The following is a 14,164-nucleotide window of genomic DNA, read 5'->3' as shown; positions in this document are numbered from 1 at the left end:
ATGATCAGGAGCGGAATGACAGCTTCAGTTCGTCAATGTCCGTTTCGTTGCGCCGACTTGGCGGCCTGGAATGACCGGTTTGCCCTCGGCTTCGTGAGCAAACTCACACGCAGATCACAGCCGCTCGGCGGCTTCCGCCGGGAATTCGATGTTTAGCCTGGCGCTTTACAAGAGGGAAGTCTCTGCCAACCCACTCACGACGGGGTCTCGTACAACCGTGAAGACGACGATGATGTTCCGCAACATAGCCAACCCCCGGCGCACCACCCTCGCCCACCTCAAGGACGCCGAGGAACTGCAGACCCCCGAACTGCCCGAGCACTCCCTCGACCTCCCCGCCCAGACCGCCAACCCCCGGCGCACGATCCTCATGGAGATCCCGGCCGGGACCTCGGTCGCGGAGTAGTACGAGGTACGGCCGCCGTTCGCTCAGCCACCCGGTCACCGGGTTATTCCACGGCGGCCACCCCTCACCACGTTAGCCTGGAGCGTCAGACTCCAGCCGGTTCAGTGAGGGGCGCAGGATCCCGTGCGCATCGCCAGATTCTCCATCGACGGGAACGTCGCCTTCGGCGCGGTCGAGGGCGACAAGCAGGACGAACTCGTCCTCGACATCATCAAGGGCATTCCGTTCACGGACTTCGAGCTCTCCGGGACCAAGGTCCCGCTGAGCAAGGTCCGGCTCCTGCCGCCGGTGCTCCCCAGCAAGGTCGTCGCCTACGGCCGCAACTACGCGGAGCACGCGAAGGAGCTGGGCAACGAGGTCCCGGACGCCCCCTTCGCCTTCTTCAAGCCGTCCACCTCGGTCACCGGCCCCGGCGACGAGATCCAGTACCCGTCCTTCTCCCAGGACCTCCACCACGAGGCCGAACTGGCCGTGGTCATCGGTCGGCTGTGCCGCGAGGTCCCGCGCGAGCGCGTGGCGGACGTGATCCTCGGCTACACCTGCGCCAACGACGTCACCGCCCGGGACGTCCAGAAGCGCGAGAAGCAGTGGGCCCGGGCCAAGGGCTTCGACACCGCCTGCCCGCTCGGCCCCTGGGTGGAGACGGACCTGGACCTCGCCACCGCGTCCGACCTGACGATCCAGCTCACGGTCAACGGCGAACAGCGCCAGCTCGGCCGTACGAGCGAGATGATCCACTCCATCGAGGACCTGATCGTCAACATCACCGAGGCCATGACGCTGCTCCCCGGCGACGTGATCCTCACCGGCACCCCGGCAGGGGTAGGCCCCCTGAACGTCGGCGACGAGGTCGCCGTCACCATCGAAGGCATCGGCACTCTCACCAACAAGGTTGTCAAGCGTGGCTAGCGCACCCGTCCGCGTACGTTTCTGCCCCTCGCCCACCGGTAACCCCCATGTGGGCCTGGTCCGCACCGCCCTGTTCAACTGGGCGTTCGCCCGGCACCACCAGGGCACTCTGGTCTTCCGCATCGAGGACACCGACGCGGCCCGCGACTCCGAGGAGTCGTACAACCAGCTGCTCGACGCGATGCGCTGGCTGGGCTTCGACTGGGACGAGGGCCCGGAGGTCGGCGGCCCGCACGCGCCGTACCGCCAGTCGCAGCGCATGGACATCTACGCCGACGTCGCCGCCAAGCTCCTGGACGCCGGTCACGCCTACCGCTGCTACTGCTCCCAGGAGGAGCTGGACACCCGCCGCGAGGCCGCCCGCGCCGCCGGCAAGCCGTCCGGCTACGACGGCCACTGCCGCGACCTCACCGAGGAGCAGGTGGCGGAGTACCGGGCCCAGGGCCGTACGCCCATCGTCCGCTTCCGGATGCCCGACGAGACGATCACCTTCACGGACCTGGTCCGCGGCGAGCTGACCTTCACCGCGGAGAACGTCCCGGACTACGGCATCGTCCGCGCGAACGGCGCCCCGCTCTACACGCTCGTCAACCCGGTCGACGACGCCCTGATGGAGATCACCCACGTCCTGCGCGGCGAGGACCTGCTCTCCTCCACCCCCCGCCAGATCGCCCTCTACAAGGCGCTGACGGAGCTCGGGATCGCGCAGCGGACCCCGGCCTTCGGTCACCTCCCCTATGTCATGGGCGAGGGCAACAAGAAGCTGTCCAAGCGCGACCCGGAGTCCTCCCTCAACCTCTACCGCGAGCGCGGCTTCCTCCCCGAGGGGCTGCTCAACTACCTCTCCCTGCTGGGCTGGTCGCTCTCCGCGGACCAGGACATCTTCTCGATCGGCGAGATGGTCGCGGCCTTCGACGTCGCGGACGTCCAGCCCAACCCGGCCCGCTTCGACCTGAAGAAGTGCGAGGCGATCAACGCCGACCACATCCGCATGCTGGACGTGAAGGACTTCACGGAGCGCTGCGCCCCCTGGCTGAAGGCCCCCTTCGCCCCCTGGGCCCCGGCGGACTTCGACGAGGCCAAGTGGGAGGCGATCGCCCCGCACGCCCAGACCCGTCTGAAGGTCCTCTCCGAGATCACCGACAACGTCGACTTCCTGTTCCTGGCGGAGCCGGCCGTGGACGAGGCCTCCTGGACCAAGGCGATGAAGGAGGGCAGCGACGCCCTCCTGGCCACGGCCCGCGAGAAGCTGGAGTCGGCCGACTGGACCTCCCCGGAGTCCCTGAAGGAGGCCGTCCTGGCCGCCGGCGAGGCCCACGGTCTCAAGCTCGGCAAGGCCCAGGCCCCGGTCCGGGTGGCCGTCACCGGCCGCACCGTCGGCCTGCCGCTCTTCGAGTCCCTGGAGGTCCTGGGCAAGGAGAAGACGCTGGCGAGGATCGACGCGGCCCTGGCGAAGCTGGCCGCGTAACGCACGCGCGGGGGAGGGGCGGCTCCGGTTCATGCCGGTGCCGCCCCTTCGCCGTACCCACCCGGTACCGTCGGCGGTATGACGATCAGGGCCGTGGTCTGGGACGTGGACGACACTCTCTTCGACTACACCAGTGCCGACCGCGAGGGCATGCGGGCGCATCTGGTGGCGGAGGGGCTGCTGCAGGCGTACGGGAGCGCGGAGGCGGCGCTGGTGCGGTGGCGGGAGATCACCGACCGGCAGTGGGCCCGGTTCTCGGCGGGCGAGGCGAGCTTCGAGGGGCAGCGGCGGGACCGGGTGCGGGTCTTCCTGGACGCGGAACTGAGCGACGCCGAGGCCGAGGCCTGGTTCGGCCGCTATCTGACGCACTACGAGGCCGCCTGGGCCCTCTTCCCGGACGTCCTGCCCGCCCTCGACGCGCTCGCGGCCAGCCACCGGCACGCCGTGCTCTCCAACTCCAGCATCCACGTGCAGGACCGCAAGCTGCGCGCCCTCGGGGTGCACGACCGCTTCGAGGCCATCCTGTGCGCCGCCGAACTGGGCGTCTCCAAGCCCGCGCCCGGCGCCTTCCTCGCGGCCTGCGAGGCGCTGGAACTCGCCCCGCACGAGGTCGCGTACGTCGGCGACCATCCGGAGATCGACGGGCGTGGTGCCGCCGACGCCGGGCTGCTGTCGGTGTGGATCGACCGCCATGGGCCGGTGACCGGTGCCGACGCACCGGCGGGGCCGCACCGGATCGCCTCCCTCGCCGAACTGCCCGCGATCCTCCGCGCGGATACCCGTTTTGGAGCCCCGTCCACCTTCAGGTAATGTTCTTCCTGCGCCGCCGGGGAGCGGGCCGAAAGGCCGGAACCGGAGGAGCGAAACTAGAACAAGATCCCCTCAGGGGCTTGCGTTCCAGTGGCCTATGGTGTAATTGGCAGCACGACTGATTCTGGTTCAGTTAGTCTTGGTTCGAGTCCAGGTAGGCCAGCTCGCAGAGCTCATCTGCAAAGCCCCCGTTGTGTAGCGGCCTAGCACGCTGCCCTCTCAAGGCAGTAGCGCCGGTTCGAATCCGGTCGGGGGTACGGAGATCTTCTACGGATGATCGCTAGGGCCCCCGTTGTGTAGCGGCCTAGCACGCCGCCCTCTCAAGGCGGTAGCGCCGGTTCGAATCCGGTCGGGGGTACGAACTGGTCTAAACCATCATTGGTCTATGGTGTAATTGGCAGCACGACTGATTCTGGTTCAGTTAGTCTTGGTTCGAGTCCAGGTAGACCAGCTCGGACCTGCGGCGTTGTACATCAAGCGCACGCAGTGTCCACGCCCCCGTTGTGTAGCGGCCTAGCACGCCGCCCTCTCAAGGCGGTAGCGCCGGTTCGAATCCGGTCGGGGGTACTTCCAGAAGGCCCTTCGCTTCGGCGGAGGGCCTTTCTCGTGGCCTCCGGGGCGCGCCCTACTCGAAGCCGTACCGCCGCGCCGTCTCCTCCTCCTGTGCCAGCCGGTGCAGCGCCTGGAGCATCGGCTCCACCAGCACCGCGCTGGCCACCGCCGCCTCCACCCGCTCCTCCTCCGTCGGATGCGTCTCCAGGAAGTCCAGATCGGCGATCGCCGCCTGATGCATCAACTTCGCACGCGATACGAGGAGTTCGGCGTCCCAGTCGTAGCCGAGCCGGCGGAACGCGGCCACCGCCACCACCAGCTGGCGGTAGGCGGGGGAGATGGTCGTGAGCTGCTTGGCGTTCTCCCAGCCCAGGGTGTCCAGCAGCGCGGCCACCTCCCGGTGCGCGGCCCGCACGCACTCGTCGTCCTCGTCCGGCTCCGGCACCTGCGGCAGCGCCCACAGGGCCGCGCCCACCCGGATCGTCCGGCCCAGCGAGTCGTCGTCGACATGGCCCAGCACCTCGCGGACCGTCGCGACGGGAATCCGGCCCACCTGGATCATCGCCCGCACCAGGCGCAGCCGCCGCAGATGCCCCTCGTCGTACTCCGCGGTCGTGGCGTTGACCTGGCGGCCCGGCGGCAACAGCCCTTCGCGCAGGTAGTACTTGATCGTCGCGGCGGACACCCCGCTGCGCTCGCTCAACCGGGCAAGCCGCATGTCTTGCGCCCCTCCTTGGCAAGTGCCACTATCCAAGCACTCGACCAAAGGATAGTGCTGCTATCCGACCGATCCGGGGGTGGTGCCGTCATGTTCGCCAAACCGATTCCGGGGCGGACCACCGCGGCGCGCGAGGGCGACGCGGTGGTCCTGCTGATCGGCATGCGCATCAACCACTTCTGGGCGGTCCACCAGTGGTTCCCGGTCATGCTGTCGATGTTCCGCATGCTGGCCGAGCTGGCGCGGGACCCCGGCCGGGGGCTGCTGGGACGCATCCTGCTGACGGCCTCGCCGCGCACGTACTACGTCGTCCAGTACTGGGAGTCGAAGGAGAAGCTGTACGCGTACGCGAGCGAGGTGGGGCTGCTCCACCACAAGGTGTGGGGCGCCGTGAACCGCAAGGAGAAGGCGGGGAAGCTGCACGCGCACGTGGGCCTGTGGCACGAGACCTACGTCGCACCCGAGGGCGCCTACGAGTCGATCTACTTCGACATGCCCGAGTTCGGGCTGGGGGCGGCGAGCGGGGTGGTGCCGGTGGAGAAGCGGGGCCGGTACGCGAAGGACAGGTTCGCTCACCGGAGCGCCCCGTAGGGGCGCGGGGAACTGCGCGACCAGCCACGACGGCGTCGCGGACGGCTGACGGCCTGTGGTGGCAGGTTCTGCGCCGTGGGGGCCTCGCGTGGTGGACGGGTGCGGGCAGCGTGTGGCTGGTCGCGCAGTTCCTCCCCCAGCCTTCGGCCGGGGGTACCCCCAGCGCCCCTGGGTGGGTCAGCTCCCGTAGGGGGAGGCCTGCCGCGGCGTTGAGGCCGGCCTCTCCTTGAGGGGGGCTGGTTGTCAGCCTGTGCGGCGCAGGGCCTCGGAGAGGCGGGCTGCCGCGTCGATGACGGCCTGGGCGTGCATGCGGCCGGGGTGGCGCGTGAGGCGCTCGATGGGGCCGGAGACGGAGACGGCGGCGACCACCCGGTTGGAAGGGCCGCGCACCGGCGCGGACACCGACGCGACGCCCGGCTCGCGTTCGCCGATGGACTGGGCCCAGCCGCGGCGGCGGACGCCGGACAGGGCCGTCGCCGTGAAGCGGGCGCCCTGGAGGCCGCGGTGGAGACGCTCGGGCTCCTCCCAGGCCATCAGGATCTGCGCCGAGGAACCGGCCTTCATGGTGAGCGTGGAGCCGACCGGCACCGTGTCCCGAAGACCGGACAGGCGTTCCGCGGCGGCCACGCAGATCCGCATGTCGCCCTGGCGGCGATAGAGCTGCGCGCTCTCGCCGGTGATGTCCCGCAGATGCGTGAGCACCGGGCCCGCCGTCGCGAGCAGGCGGTCCTCGCCGGCCGCCGCGGCCAGTTCCGCGAGTCGGGGGCCGAGAATGAAACGGCCCTGCATGTCGCGTGCCACCATGCGGTGGTGTTCCAGAGCCACGGCCAGCCGGTGGGCCGTGGGTCGTGCCAGTCCGGTGGCCCCGACCAGACCCGCGAGGGTGGCCGGACCGGACTCCAGGGCGCTCAGGACAAGGGCCGCCTTGTCCAGCACGCCGACGCCGCTACTGTTGTCCATGCAACGATACTCACGTCTCACTCTGTGAAACGCAAGTTCAATTTTCCGTGGAACGCGCCACCCTGGAATCACACAGTGGCCCGCGGACCAACGGGCCCGGCGGCGGACGCCCGGAACCACGACTTCAGGGGCCCGGAACACGGGCAGCCGCTTCCTCAAGATCTCTAGTTGGGCCGGTGCACGTCTGCCGGCCGGAGGGAAAGCGATGGGTAGGACACTCGCGGAGAAGGTCTGGGACGACCACGTCGTCCGGCGCGCCGAGGGCGAGCCCGACCTCCTCTTCATCGATCTGCACCTGCTGCACGAGGTGACCAGCCCGCAGGCCTTCGACGGGCTGCGCCAGAACGGCCGCCCGGTGCGCCGCCTCGACCTCACCATCGCGACCGAGGACCACAACACCCCGACCCTCGACATCGACAAGCCCATCGCGGACCCGGTCTCCCGGGCCCAGCTGGAGACGCTGCGCAAGAACTGCGCCGAGTTCGGGGTGCGTCTGCACCCGCTGGGCGACGTCGAGCAGGGCGTCGTGCACGTCGTCGGCCCGCAGCTGGGTCTGACGCAGCCCGGTACGACCGTCGTCTGCGGTGACTCCCACACCTCCACGCACGGTGCCTTCGGCGCCCTCGCGTTCGGTATCGGCACCTCCCAGGTGGAGCACGTGCTGGCCACCCAGACGCTGCCGCTGGCCCGCCCGAAGACCATGGCCATCACGGTCGACGGCGAGCTGCCCGACGGCGTCACCGCCAAGGACCTGATCCTGGCGATCATCGCCAAGATCGGTACCGGCGGCGGCCAGGGCTACATCCTGGAGTACCGCGGCTCCGCCATCGAGAAGCTCTCGATGGAGGCCCGGATGACCATCTGCAACATGTCGATCGAGGCCGGTGCCCGCGCGGGCATGATCGCCCCCGACGAGACCACCTTCGCGTACATCAAGGGCCGCGCCCACGCCCCCGAGGGCGAGGACTGGGACGCCGCCGTCGCGTACTGGAAGACCCTGAAGACCGACGCGGACGCCGAATTCGACGCCGAGGTGCACATCGACGCCGCCGCGCTCTCGCCCTTCGTCACCTGGGGCACCAACCCGGGCCAGGGCGCACCGCTTTCGGCGGACGTCCCCGACCCGGCTTCGTACGAAGACGCTTCGGAGCGTCTCGCCGCCGAAAAGGCCCTGGAGTACATGGGGTTGGCGGCCGGCCAGCCGCTGCGCTCCATCAACGTGGACACCGTCTTCGTAGGTTCCTGCACCAACGGGCGGATCGAGGACCTGCGCGCCGCCGCGGAGATCCTCAAGGACCGCAAAGTCGCCGACGGCGTACGGATGCTGGTCGTCCCCGGCTCCGCCCGGGTCGGTCTGCAGGCCGTCTCCGAGGGCCTGGACGTCGTCTTCAAGGACGCCGGCGCCGAATGGCGGCACGCGGGCTGCTCGATGTGCCTCGGCATGAACCCCGACCAGCTGGCCCCGGGTGAGCGCTCCGCGTCCACCTCCAACCGCAACTTCGAGGGCCGGCAGGGCAAGGGCGGGCGTACCCACCTGGTGTCGCCGCAGGTCGCGGCCGCCACGGCCGTCCTGGGCCACCTGGCCTCCCCGGCCGACCTGTCCGACGCCCGTACGCCCGCTGGAGTCTGATCAGCCATGGAAGCATTCACCACGCACACCGGCCGGGCGGTCCCGCTGCGCCGCTCCAACGTCGACACCGACCAGATCATCCCTGCTCACTGGCTCAAGAAGGTGACCCGGGACGGTTTCGAGGACGGTCTGTTCGAGGCCTGGCGCAAGGACGAGAACTTCATCCTCAACCGCCCCGAGCGGCAGGGTGCCACGGTGCTGGTCGCCGGCCCCGACTTCGGCACCGGCTCCTCCCGTGAGCACGCCGTCTGGGCGCTGCAGAACTACGGCTTCAAGACCGTGATCTCCTCCCGCTTCGCCGACATCTTCCGCGGCAACTCGCTGAAGAACGGCCTGCTCACGGTGGTCCTGGACCAGAAGATCGTGGAGGCCCTGCAGGAGCTCTCCGAGAACGACCCCGAGGCCGAGATCACCGTCGACCTGGAGGCCCGCGAGGTGCGCGCCGAGGGCGTCACCGCCTCCTTCGAGCTGGACGAGAACTCCCGCTGGCGGCTGCTGAACGGCCTGGACGACATCTCCATCACCCTCCAGAGCGAGCCGGACATCGCCGCGTACGAGGCCAAGCGGCCGTCGTACAAGCCGCGGACGCTCCAGGTCTGACCCGGCCACCCCCAGGGGGGCCGCCACACAACTGAACACGGCTGTTTTCAGCCACCGCGACACCCCGCCTGTACCCCCGATCGCCACGATTGGGGGTACAGCCATGTCTGCACCCGAACGGACGCTCGCGTTGTCGCAGCTCTTGCCAACTTCCCACGTTAGGACGGATGTTGTGAGGGTACGTGAGTGCTGTGTCCGTGGCTTCCGCAAGTGCCCGGAAGGCCATTTGAGGCGGCAGTTGCACCCTGCGCAGGCGACAACTCGCCCCAGATGGCACAATCTGTGCATGGAACACGACGGCCAACTCCAGCTCTATGCGGCGGTCGCGGGCCAACTCAAGGAAGCGCACACAAAAGTGCGCGCACTGCAAGTCCCGGAGGGCGTACGGATGGCGCTGACCCGGAAGCTGCTGGTCATTACGGCCGCGGCCAAACACGACGTCGCCGACGCGGCACGGCGGCTCGAACGGTTCAACGCGGACCTCGACGCGGGTCGAATCCCCGAAGAGGAACGCTGACTGGACCGCCCGAGCCGACCGAGTCCGTTGCGGCACAAGGGTGATAAGCCCGTTTCGTGTTTGATTTGCGGTATATATCTGCCTAACGTGCGAAAAAGCTTGAACACATTCGTTCTGGCGATGTCTCCGAAGGGGAAGACGTGAACAAGGCGCAGCTCGTAGAAGCGATTGCCGACAAGATGGGCGGCCGCCAGCAGGCCGCCGAGGCTGTCGACCATGTCCTGGACGCCATCGTCCGCGCGGTCGTCGCAGGTGAGCGGGTCTCGGTCACCGGCTTCGGGTCCTTCGAGAAGGTGGACCGCCCCGCCCGCTACGCCCGCAACCCCCAGACGGGCGAGCGGGTTCGGGTCAAGAAGACCTCCGTGCCGCGCTTCCGGGCCGGCCAGGGCTTCAAGGACCTGGTGAGCGGCTCGAAGAAGCTGCCGCGCGGCGGCGAGGTCGCAGTCAAGAAGGCGCCCAAGGGCAGCCTGACCGGCGGCGCTTCGGCGACGGTCAAGAAGGCGGCGGCGAAGAAGACCACCGCCAAGAAGGTGACCGCGAAGAAGGTCACGGCGAAGAAGGTGACCGCCAAGAAGACCACGGCCGCGGCGAAGAAGACCACGGCGACGGCGAAGAAGACGGCCGCCAAGAAGACCACGGCGACGGCCAAGAAGGCGGCCGCGAAGAAGGCGCCGGCCAAGAAGGTCACCGCCAAGAAGGCGCCGGCCAAGAAGTCGACGGCCCGCAAGGCTGTCGCCAAGAAGGCCGCCGCTCGCTGAGCTGCGGAGACGTCGGGTTACTCACGCGACGGGCCGGACTCCCCCGGGGAGTCCGGCCCGCGGTGTGTCCGGCAGCAGAAGTGGTTTCCCGCCTCAGGTCTCCCGCCTCAGAGCGTCTGCAAAGTCACCAGGGTGATCCGGAGATCTCCTCCGGTCCCCTCCGTCTCGATCCGTACCCGCTGCCCCGGCCTGAGCAGCCGCAGGCCGCCCGCGTCGAAGGCGGTGCCGTCGAACGGCACCGGGGTCCCGTCGTCGAGGAGTACCTGGCCGCTGCGGGTCTCGGGGTCGTACGTGTATGCGGTCGCCTGCATGAAGGGCAGCCTACTGGTCCGGGATCAGCAGGCGGGCGGCCACCGCGGCGGTGCGCGGGCCCACGCCCAGGGCCAGAGCGGCACGCAGGTCGGCGCCGGTGTCCACGTCCTGGCGGACCGAGTCCACGCCGACCAGGCGCAGTTCCTCGGCGCCCGAGCCGCGGTGGCGGGCGCGGGAATCCGGTCCGAATGCGGGCGCCAATTCATGGCCGGGGGTCGCCGCCAGCAAGGTGGTGCCGATTGCCGCGGTGTCCGGGAGAAAAGCGCGCGGGAATTCCGCGGCCGCGTCGAGCACCCGGGACAATTCCAGGGGGCGCAGCGCCGGGAGATCGGCGTTCAGGGCCGCCACGGGGCTTTCCGGTCGCGATGCCCGGACGGCCGCCGCCCCGTGCCGCAGCGCCGCGTTCAGGCCGCTTCCCGGCGGGTCCGGGACGATGCGCGCCCCCAGCGCCGACAGCTCGCGGCCGGCCAGCGTGTCGTCCGTGACGACTGCCACATCCTTCACCGACTGGCAGGCCAGGGCCGCCGCCACCGTGTCCTGGGCGAAGGCGAGGGCCAGTGACGGACGCACACCGTCCGCCGCGGTGTCCGCGAGCCTGCTCTTGGCACGGGCCAGAGGTTTGAGCGGGATGACCAAGGTCCACTGCACAGTCGTACCGTCCCTCCCTTGTTGCCTCATTGTCACCCGGGCCCACCGGGTGGCCGCGACACCGAGGCGTACGGTGTTCTCGACAGGCCGGCGGGCCGGGGCCACACTTCTTCCCGATCCCAGGCCGGGAAGAAGTCCTAGAGGAAGGTGTCCGCGTGCCCCGCCGGAGAATCGGCTTCTGGTACCGCTTCGCTGCGGTGCTCTGCAAACCTCCGCTGGTGGTTCTGATCAAGCGGGACTGGCGTGGAATGGAGAACATTCCGGCCGAGGGCGGTTTTATCACCGCGGTGAACCACAATTCCCACATCGACCCCTTCGCCTACGCCCACTATCAGTACAACACCGGCCGCGTTCCGCGATTCCTGGCGAAGAGCGGGCTTTTCAAGAAGGGATTCGTCGGCGCCGCCATGCGGGGCACCGGCCAGATCCCCGTCTACCGCGAGTCCACCGACGCGCTCAGCGCCTTCCGGGCCGCGATCGACGCCGTGGAGCGCGGTGAGTGCGTCGCCTTCTACCCCGAGGGAACGATCACCCGCGACCCCGACCAGTGGCCCATGGCCGCCAAGACCGGTGCCGCCCGGGTCGCCCTGCAGACCAGGTGCCCGGTGATCCCCGTCGCCCAGTGGGGCGCCAACGAACTGCTGCCGCCGTACGCGAAGAAGCCCAGCGTGCTGCCCCGCAAGACGCACCACGTGCTGGCCGGCCCGCCGGTCGACCTCACCCGCTTCTACGACAAGGAGATGACCCAGGACCTCCTCAAGGAGGCGACCGAGGTCATCATGGCCGCCATCACCCGCCAGCTGGAGGAGATCCGCGGCGAGAAGGCCCCCGAGACCCCCTACGATCCACGCCAGGTGCGGATCGAGCAGCGGCGCCGCACGCGTGCGTCGCAGAGCGGTCCGGAAGAGTCTCAGAGCGGTCTGGAAGAGGAGAGCGGCAAGTGAGCAAGCCTGCCAAGGCGGCGGTCTTCAGCGCGGGTTCGTGGGGTACGGCCTTCGGGATGGTGCTCGCCGACGCCGGGTGCGACGTCACCCTGTGGGCGCGGCGCGCGGAGGTGGCCGAGGCCATCAACTCCGGCCGTACCAACCCCGACTACCTGCCCGGTGTGGAACTCCCCGAGAACCTGCGGGCCACGACCGACCCCGCCGAGGCCGCGGCCGACGCCGACTTCACGGTGCTGTCGGTGCCCTCCCAGACCATGCGGGCCAACCTCGCCGACTGGGCGCCGCTGCTCGCGCCCCACACGGTCCTGGTCTCGCTCATGAAGGGCGTCGAACTCGGTACGACCATGCGGATGAGCGAGGTCATCGCGGACGTCGCCAAGGTCGGCCAGGACCGGATCGCCGTGGTCACCGGGCCCAACCTGGCCCGTGAGATCGCCGCCCGGATGCCGGCCGCCGCCGTGGTCGCCTGCACCGACGAGACGGTCGCCCAGCGGCTCCAGGCCGCCTGCCACACCCCGTACTTCCGCCCGTACACCGAGACCGACGTGATCGGCTGCGAGCTGGGCGGTGCCGTGAAGAACGTCATCGGCCTCGCCGTGGGCATCGCGGACGGCATGGGGCTCGGCGACAACGCCAAGGGTTCGCTCATCACGCGCGGCCTGGCGGAGACCGCGCGGCTGGGCAGCGCGCTCGGCGCCGACCCGCTGACCTTCTCCGGACTCGCCGGTCTCGGCGACCTGGTGGCCACCTGCTCCTCGCCGCTCTCCCGCAACCACACCTTCGGCACCAACCTCGGCAAGGGCATGACCCTGGAGGAGACCATCGCGGTCACCCGGCAGACCGCCGAGGGCGTCAAGTCCTGCGAGTCGGTGGCCGATCTGGCCCGCCGGCACGGTGTGGAGATGCCGATCACCGAGACGGTCGTCGACATCGTGCACGAGGGCAAGCCGCCGGTGGTCGCCCTCAAGGAGCTGATGTCGCGCAGCGCGAAGCCCGAGCGACGCTGAGCGAACCCGCACGGCGGACGCTGTCTCGGGGCCCTACCACCGGGTACTCTCAACGCGATATGAGCACCGAGAACCTCCCCCAGAGCCCTGAGCAGCCCGCTCGTAAGCCGCGTGTGGCCGTCGTGTTCGGCGGTCGCAGCTCCGAGCACGGGATCTCCATGGTCACCGCCGGCGCCGTCCTCGCGGCCATCGACCGGACGAAGTACGACGTCCTGCCGATCGGTATCACCCGGGAAGGCCGCTGGGTGCTCACGGCCGACGAACCGGAACGCATGGCGATCTCCGACCGCCGTACGCCCGAGGTCGGCGACCTGGCCGAGTCCACCGAGGGCGGCGTGCTGCTCCCCGTCGACCCGGCCAACCGCGAGGTCGTCTACAGCGAGCCCGGCTCGGTGCCCAAGGCGCTCGGCGAGGTCGACGTCGTCTTCCCGATGCTGCACGGCCCCTACGGCGAGGACGGCACCCTGCAGGGCCTCCTGGAGCTCTCCGGCGTCCCCTACGTCGGCTCGGGCGTGCTCGCCTCGGCCGTCGGCCAGGACAAGGAGTACATGAAGCGGGTGTTCACCACCTTCGGGCTCAAGGTCGGCCCGTACCTGGTGATCCGCCCGCGCGAGTGGCAGCGGGACGAGTCCGCCGCCCGCAAGCGGATCGTCGACTTCGCCGGCGAGCACGGCTGGCCGCTGTTCGTGAAGCCCGCCCGCGCGGGTTCGTCGATCGGCATCACCAAGGTCGACGACCTCTCCGGTCTGGACGAGGCGATCGCCACCGCCCAGGCCCACGACCCGAAGATCCTCGTCGAGGCGGCGCTGCGGGGCCGGGAGATCGAGGTCGGCGTCCTGGAGTTCGAGGACGGCCCGCGCGCCTCGGTCCCGGCCGAGATCCCGCCGCCCTCCGAGCACGCGTACTACGACTTCGACGCCAAGTACATCGACTCCACCCCCGGCATCGTCCCGGCCCCCCTCACCCCCGAGGAGACCGCCGAGGTCCAGAAGCTCGCGGTGGACTCCTTCGAGGCCGCGTCCTGCGAGGGCCTGGTCCGCGCGGACTTCTTCCTCACGGACGACGGCGACTTCGTCATCAACGAGATCAACACCATGCCCGGCTTCACGCCGATCTCGATGTACCCCCAGATGTGGCAGGCGAGCGGTATCGCCTACTCCGAGTTGATCGACCGCCTGATCCAGGCAGCCCTGAACCGTTCAACCGGGCTTCGCTAGAAACCCCCCGAGCCGAAGGCGCCCCGCCAGGGGCGCGGGGCTGTATTCGATTTGCGGCTCCGCCGCGTGGGCGCGAGCAACCACGCACAACCCGCACCCGACGCACTGCTTCAGCCG

At 69.6% G+C, this 14,164-nt stretch carries 16 protein-coding genes and 5 tRNA genes; 17 read left to right on the top strand and 4 right to left on the bottom strand.

Annotation, left to right across the window (positions count from 1 at the left end; translation table 11 throughout):
- Positions 1–217 precede the first annotated feature (217 nt).
- The 9 genes from ACGFZS_RS31045 to ACGFZS_RS31005 all read left to right on the top strand — a co-directional run bounded on the left by ACGFZS_RS31045 (position 218) and on the right by ACGFZS_RS31005 (position 4,160).
- Positions 218–406, top strand: a complete 189-nt coding sequence (locus ACGFZS_RS31045; protein WP_217547523.1) for a hypothetical protein — start codon at positions 218–220, stop codon at positions 404–406.
- A gap of 123 nt (positions 407–529) precedes the next feature.
- Entirely contained in the window at positions 530–1,315 is a 786-nt protein-coding gene (locus ACGFZS_RS31040) for a fumarylacetoacetate hydrolase family protein (RefSeq protein WP_355714316.1), read from the top strand.
- Positions 1,299–2,783, top strand: a complete 1,485-nt coding sequence (gene gltX, locus ACGFZS_RS31035; RefSeq protein WP_393797845.1) for a glutamate--tRNA ligase — start codon at positions 1,299–1,301, stop codon at positions 2,781–2,783. Before ACGFZS_RS31040 ends, gltX begins: the two co-directional genes overlap by 17 nt.
- 78 nt (positions 2,784–2,861) lie before the next feature.
- Positions 2,862–3,593 (top strand): HAD family hydrolase, encoded by a 732-nt coding sequence (locus ACGFZS_RS31030; RefSeq protein WP_393797844.1) that lies wholly within the window; start codon positions 2,862–2,864, stop codon positions 3,591–3,593.
- Positions 3,594–3,684: 91 nt separating this feature from the next.
- Positions 3,685–3,756: transfer RNA gene (locus tag ACGFZS_RS31025), tRNA-Gln, on the top strand.
- A 21-nt stretch (positions 3,757–3,777) separates the two neighbouring features.
- Positions 3,778–3,850, top strand: a tRNA-Glu gene (locus ACGFZS_RS31020).
- Between the two features lie 28 nt (positions 3,851–3,878).
- Positions 3,879–3,951 (top strand) — tRNA-Glu (locus ACGFZS_RS31015).
- A gap of 21 nt (positions 3,952–3,972) precedes the next feature.
- Positions 3,973–4,044: transfer RNA gene (locus ACGFZS_RS31010), tRNA-Gln, on the top strand.
- A 43-nt stretch (positions 4,045–4,087) separates the two neighbouring features.
- Positions 4,088–4,160: transfer RNA gene (locus ACGFZS_RS31005), tRNA-Glu, on the top strand.
- Between the two features lie 58 nt (positions 4,161–4,218).
- Here ACGFZS_RS31005 and ACGFZS_RS31000 read toward each other — a convergent pair.
- Positions 4,219–4,863, bottom strand: a complete 645-nt coding sequence (locus ACGFZS_RS31000) for a MerR family transcriptional regulator (protein ID WP_359221496.1) — start codon at positions 4,861–4,863, stop codon at positions 4,219–4,221.
- A 90-nt stretch (positions 4,864–4,953) separates the two neighbouring features.
- Between ACGFZS_RS31000 and ACGFZS_RS30995 the strand changes: the two genes are divergently transcribed.
- Positions 4,954–5,454: a DUF4188 domain-containing protein gene (locus ACGFZS_RS30995; RefSeq protein WP_393797843.1), complete on the top strand. Its 501-nt coding sequence runs from the start codon at positions 4,954–4,956 to the stop codon at positions 5,452–5,454.
- Positions 5,455–5,697: 243 nt separating this feature from the next.
- On the opposite strand, the gene ndgR is transcribed toward ACGFZS_RS30995, so the two are convergent.
- Positions 5,698–6,414, bottom strand: coding sequence for an IclR family transcriptional regulator NdgR (ndgR, locus tag ACGFZS_RS30990; RefSeq protein WP_089098541.1), 717 nt, complete (start codon positions 6,412–6,414; stop codon positions 5,698–5,700).
- A 205-nt stretch (positions 6,415–6,619) separates the two neighbouring features.
- Between ndgR and leuC the strand changes: the two genes are divergently transcribed.
- The 4 genes from leuC to ACGFZS_RS30970 all read left to right on the top strand — a co-directional run bounded on the left by leuC (position 6,620) and on the right by ACGFZS_RS30970 (position 9,919).
- Positions 6,620–8,044 (top strand): 3-isopropylmalate dehydratase large subunit, encoded by a 1,425-nt coding sequence (gene leuC, locus ACGFZS_RS30985; protein WP_393797842.1) that lies wholly within the window; start codon positions 6,620–6,622, stop codon positions 8,042–8,044.
- A gap of 6 nt (positions 8,045–8,050) precedes the next feature.
- Entirely contained in the window at positions 8,051–8,644 is a 594-nt protein-coding gene (gene leuD, locus ACGFZS_RS30980) for a 3-isopropylmalate dehydratase small subunit (protein ID WP_393797841.1), read from the top strand.
- Positions 8,645–8,930: 286 nt separating this feature from the next.
- The gene (locus ACGFZS_RS30975) at positions 8,931–9,161 is read left to right on the top strand and encodes a hypothetical protein (RefSeq protein ID WP_355714330.1); all 231 of its coding nucleotides are present in this window, start codon (positions 8,931–8,933) and stop codon (positions 9,159–9,161) included.
- A 140-nt stretch (positions 9,162–9,301) separates the two neighbouring features.
- On the top strand, positions 9,302–9,919 hold the full coding sequence (locus ACGFZS_RS30970; protein WP_393797840.1) for an HU family DNA-binding protein: 618 nt from the start codon (positions 9,302–9,304) through the stop codon (positions 9,917–9,919).
- Positions 9,920–10,026: 107 nt separating this feature from the next.
- On the opposite strand, the gene ACGFZS_RS30965 is transcribed toward ACGFZS_RS30970, so the two are convergent.
- Both ACGFZS_RS30965 and cofC read right to left on the bottom strand, forming a co-directional pair.
- Positions 10,027–10,230: a hypothetical protein gene (locus tag ACGFZS_RS30965; RefSeq protein ID WP_393797839.1), complete on the bottom strand. Its 204-nt coding sequence runs from the start codon at positions 10,228–10,230 to the stop codon at positions 10,027–10,029.
- 10 nt (positions 10,231–10,240) lie between these two features.
- Positions 10,241–10,879 (bottom strand): 2-phospho-L-lactate guanylyltransferase, encoded by a 639-nt coding sequence (gene cofC / locus ACGFZS_RS30960; protein ID WP_390977461.1) that lies wholly within the window; start codon positions 10,877–10,879, stop codon positions 10,241–10,243.
- Between the two features lie 155 nt (positions 10,880–11,034).
- On the opposite strand from cofC, the gene ACGFZS_RS30955 reads away from it, so the two are divergent.
- The 3 genes from ACGFZS_RS30955 to ACGFZS_RS30945 are packed head-to-tail and all read left to right on the top strand — an operon-like array spanning position 11,035 to position 14,047.
- Positions 11,035–11,823 (top strand): lysophospholipid acyltransferase family protein, encoded by a 789-nt coding sequence (locus tag ACGFZS_RS30955; protein WP_393797838.1) that lies wholly within the window; start codon positions 11,035–11,037, stop codon positions 11,821–11,823.
- Positions 11,820–12,830: an NAD(P)H-dependent glycerol-3-phosphate dehydrogenase gene (locus tag ACGFZS_RS30950; protein WP_393797837.1), complete on the top strand. Its 1,011-nt coding sequence runs from the start codon at positions 11,820–11,822 to the stop codon at positions 12,828–12,830. The genes ACGFZS_RS30955 and ACGFZS_RS30950 overlap by 4 nt, the downstream gene beginning before the upstream one ends.
- 59 nt (positions 12,831–12,889) lie before the next feature.
- The gene (locus tag ACGFZS_RS30945) at positions 12,890–14,047 is read left to right on the top strand and encodes a D-alanine--D-alanine ligase family protein (protein ID WP_393797836.1); all 1,158 of its coding nucleotides are present in this window, start codon (positions 12,890–12,892) and stop codon (positions 14,045–14,047) included.
- The last annotated feature ends 117 nt before the right edge of the window (positions 14,048–14,164 follow it).

This window comes from Streptomyces sp. NPDC048288 (assembly GCF_043201555.1).
Taxonomy (GTDB): domain Bacteria; phylum Actinomycetota; class Actinomycetes; order Streptomycetales; family Streptomycetaceae; genus Streptomyces.
This window is presented reverse-complemented; position numbering and strand designations above follow the sequence as displayed.